The organism is Sphaerochaeta sp. S2 (assembly GCF_016406725.1).
Classification (GTDB): Bacteria; Spirochaetota; Spirochaetia; order Sphaerochaetales; family Sphaerochaetaceae; genus Sphaerochaeta.
The window spans coordinates 1-3,443 of the sequence record NZ_JAEKNT010000005.1 but is presented as its reverse complement, the minus strand read 5'-3'; the positions used below and the strand labels follow the sequence as shown (position 1 = coordinate 3,443).

Genomic DNA, 3,443 nt, shown 5'->3' with positions numbered 1-3,443 from the left:
TTGTAAGAAACAGCCGTTATAATTTGGTCATCTGGTGGAGCGATGGCAACACTCTGCTATGAGGATATCTGGTTCAACAATTTCCGAGCGAGAAATACGCTCCGATTGGTCACCTTCGGTTCTCCAAGGGTGATTGGGGCCAAGAACTTCAAGAGCATTGAACACAGGTTCAACAGAACAACATTGTACGCAAACGGTAGTGATATTGTCACCTGCGTTCCTCCTGTGATATTCGGGTTTAGGCATGTACGCAATCTCACCAGAATCGGGAACAAGCTGAATGTGATTGGTTTGTTCAAGCCAAAGAAATACCATCACATAGATGGGTATATTACCAGCTTGAGGGAAGTACATGAGTGATCCTGTCACTATAGCTCTGATTGGCGGGGGTATCGCGCTGTTAAATGGCCCGATACTTCTAGCCATATTCAACAATCATATCAAGAAAACGGACGAGACAAAAAAAATTCGTGAGGACATCACCCAGCTCTCAAAACTGGTGGACAGAATTGGGGATGGGCTGAATATTGGGTTGCGTAATGACAAGGTGATTTTTGAGGCGTTGAGAAAGAACAGCATCAATGGGGAATCTGAACGCCAGGAACAGATTATGGATGAGTATTTTACTAATTGTGTAGTATCAGGATTCAGTCAAAAACATGAACACTAATACTCGTCCAGGTAAAGAGGTAACAATCTACAGCGGTTAACTACACACTAAACATAGGATGTCATCTTCCACCAAGCACCCTTATCGCAGGAATTGATTGGTGGAAATTTCTCTCCAGTTTCAAGAGTGATGCTTTTCTCCTCATCTGTAGGAGATGGAGTTCGAGTTCCATCAGTATACTTTTCCCAAGCATATCTTGCATGAGCTGGAGAATCCTGTCCTGTCTTATACAATTCACCTATTGGCATATTAAGCCTCCTAAAAGAATTATACATTCCGATAGCGATAAATCAATAATTTTCTGTAGATATTTCATACAATCTATAATAAAGTCTAGATAAGCTTATTAAGTACAGCAGTTACTCGCTTCATTAAATTTGGGATATGCAGAACTTGCATTCTTGGGTAATCTAATGTAGAACTTAATCAAGAATACTTAATAAATGCTAAGGACTTTATTGTGGATGGTTTTAATTTTTCAATGATAGATTTATTCGCTGGAGCCGGAGGCTTGAGTCTTGGTATGGAACAAGCTGGCTTTGATGTGATTTTCGCGAATGAAATAGATGCTACTTCTGCCTACACCTATATTAAAAATAGACAATTATCAAAAGATCGTTTTTTTGAGGGAGATATTTCTGTATTAAATAAAGAATTATCAGAAAATGAATTTGAGAATTGCTTTCTTGTTTGTGGAGGGCCTCCTTGTCAAGGTTTTTCAGAAGCAAATAGACAGAGATTAATTGATGATCCTAGGAATCATCTGTACAAAGAATTTTTATTTTTCCTAAAGTCGGTAAGGCCTTATTTCTTTATCATGGAAAATGTTAAGGGAATGGTTAAGAAATCACCTGAAATACTTGAGAACTTCCAAACAGTCCTTGGGACGGAATACAATATTGCTGCGCGTATTCTTAATGCTAAAGATTTTTCTGTTCCACAAAATCGTGAAAGATTTTTTGTAATTGGAAATAGACTTGGTATTGACAGTTCGAGAGTGTTTGAAACAGCCCAACAGTTACCTCAAAGAAGATTTGTTCTTCATGATGCAATTAGTGATCTACCAGAATTGAAACCAAATAGGAATAGAAATAGACCCGATTTGGAAAATGAAGAAATTGGTTTCAGAGAAAGGGAATATCACTATCCTCTGACAGAATTTAACAAATTCATCAACTCAAATAGAGTTGTGGATAGATTGTATAATCATAGAAATCGTTACAACAATGACCGGGATATTGAGATTTTTACTCGATTACCTCAAGGAGGAAATTCTCTTGATCCCTCCATCGAGGATATTATGCCTTATTCATCCAGGAATCATATGTTCAAGGATAAATACTTCAAGTTGGTAAATAATGAAATCTGTAAAACTATTACTTCTCACATGAAATTTGATTGCAACATGTATATTCATCCTACACAATCACGGGGATTATCCCCAAGGGAAGCTGCACGAATTCAAACTTTCCCTGATGATTATGTATTCTATGGCGCTTCCAATAATTGGTACAAACAAATAGGCAATGCAGTACCAGTGAAATTGGCCGAATCTCTCGGGAGGGCGATTAAGTTATGCTTAAAATAAACCACTTGGAACTATTTGCGGGGATTGGGGGCTTTAGGCAAGCAATGGAATTGTTAGCTTCTGATTATAATTTCACATCACACTGTGTGGGTTTTTCTGAGATTGATCCATATGCTGTTCGTTCATATAAATCAAATTTTAGCGATGTAGAAACTAAAGAAATTGGAGATATCATCGCTTTTAATGAAGACCCGAAAAATATTACTAGTCTCCCAGATTTTGATTTACTCACAGGTGGTTTCCCTTGTCAGTCTTTTAGCATGATGGGAAAGCAAAAAGGTTTTCTCGATAAAAGAGGAAATGTTTTCTTTGAGATAATTAAAATTCTTGAAATCAAGAAACCAAAATTTGTGTTATTGGAAAATGTGAGAAATCTGACTACCCATAACAAGGGTGAAACTATTAAAATTGTACTATCAAGCCTAAAAGAAGCTGGCTACAAATATATACATTGGGATGTATTTGATACTAATGATTTTGGGTTGGCACAAAGAAGAAATAGAGTATACATTTTTGCTTCGCGTGAAAAGCTTGACAACAATTTTGCCTTTTCCAAGAATGAGATTATTTCTGTTTTTAAAACAATTTCTAAGAATGCAAATTTAGAGAGGCAGAAAGATGTGTTGGACATTCTTGAAAAAGAAGTTGATAAGTCTTTCTACCTTTCAGAAATCATAAAACCAACAATCTTGGCTGATGGCTCAGCCTCCTTTAAAAGCAAATCTGAAATCAATTGTTTAATAGCAAAACCGCTGACGGCTACAATGGTTAAGATGCATCGTGCATGTCAAGATAACTATTACTCAATTGATTTTATTAACAGTCCAAATCCATATGATTATTTATCACAGAAATTTTCTAAAGAAGAACTCAAGGAAAAAGAAATAAGAAAACTTACACCAAAAGAAGCCTATCTTCTGCAAGGTTTTTCAGAAAATTTCTTCAACAATGCAAAACAGGCAGGAGTTAGTAATCATCAATTGTATAAACAAGCAGGAAATGCCGCAAGTGTAAATACTATATATGCAATACTGTACTATCTATTTATATATAAAAAGATTAACGAGGGTTAGTATGATGGAACTTGATTTTTTTAGAATACATCATGAAAAGAAGCTTGGTTTTAAGCGGATCACACCAACAGAATTAGGAGCTAACCCTAAATCAAATCAGACTCATATAGGA

At 36.1% G+C, this 3,443-nt stretch carries 5 protein-coding genes; 4 read left to right on the top strand and 1 reads right to left on the bottom strand.

Annotated elements, in window-relative coordinates; translation table 11 throughout:
- The first annotated feature begins 18 nt into the window (after nucleotides 1-18).
- On the top strand, nucleotides 19-360 hold the full coding sequence (locus JF818_RS00150; protein WP_370570290.1) for a hypothetical protein: 342 nt from the start codon (nucleotides 19-21) through the stop codon (nucleotides 358-360).
- On the top strand, nucleotides 353-670 hold the full coding sequence (locus tag JF818_RS00145) for a hypothetical protein (RefSeq protein WP_198889977.1): 318 nt from the start codon (nucleotides 353-355) through the stop codon (nucleotides 668-670). Before JF818_RS00150 ends, JF818_RS00145 begins: the two co-directional genes overlap by 8 nt.
- 47 nt (nucleotides 671-717) lie before the next feature.
- On the opposite strand, the gene JF818_RS00140 is transcribed toward JF818_RS00145, so the two are convergent.
- Entirely contained in the window at nucleotides 718-918 is a 201-nt protein-coding gene (locus JF818_RS00140; RefSeq protein WP_198889976.1) for a YjzC family protein, read from the bottom strand.
- A gap of 212 nt (nucleotides 919-1,130) precedes the next feature.
- Between JF818_RS00140 and JF818_RS00135 the strand changes: the two genes are divergently transcribed.
- Together JF818_RS00135 and dcm are read left to right on the top strand one after the other, a co-directional pair.
- Nucleotides 1,131-2,258 carry a DNA cytosine methyltransferase gene (locus JF818_RS00135; RefSeq protein WP_370570289.1) on the top strand — a complete coding sequence of 376 codons (1,128 nt, stop codon included), beginning with the start codon at nucleotides 1,131-1,133 and terminating at the stop codon, nucleotides 2,256-2,258.
- On the top strand, nucleotides 2,246-3,331 hold the full coding sequence (gene dcm / locus JF818_RS00130; RefSeq protein WP_233065183.1) for a DNA (cytosine-5-)-methyltransferase: 1,086 nt from the start codon (nucleotides 2,246-2,248) through the stop codon (nucleotides 3,329-3,331). The genes JF818_RS00135 and dcm overlap by 13 nt, the downstream gene beginning before the upstream one ends.
- Nucleotides 3,332-3,443: the final 112 nt, after the last annotated feature.

Excerpts from the sequence above, each read along its gene's own strand:
- JF818_RS00145 (WP_198889977.1), top strand. The coding sequence starts at position 353 with ATGAGTGATCCTGTCACTATAGCTCTGATTGGCGGGGGTATCGCGCTG.
- JF818_RS00140 (WP_198889976.1), bottom strand. The coding sequence starts at position 918 with ATGCCAATAGGTGAATTGTATAAGACAGGACAGGATTCTCCAGCTCAT.
- dcm (WP_233065183.1), top strand. The coding sequence starts at position 2,246 with ATGCTTAAAATAAACCACTTGGAACTATTTGCGGGGATTGGGGGCTTT.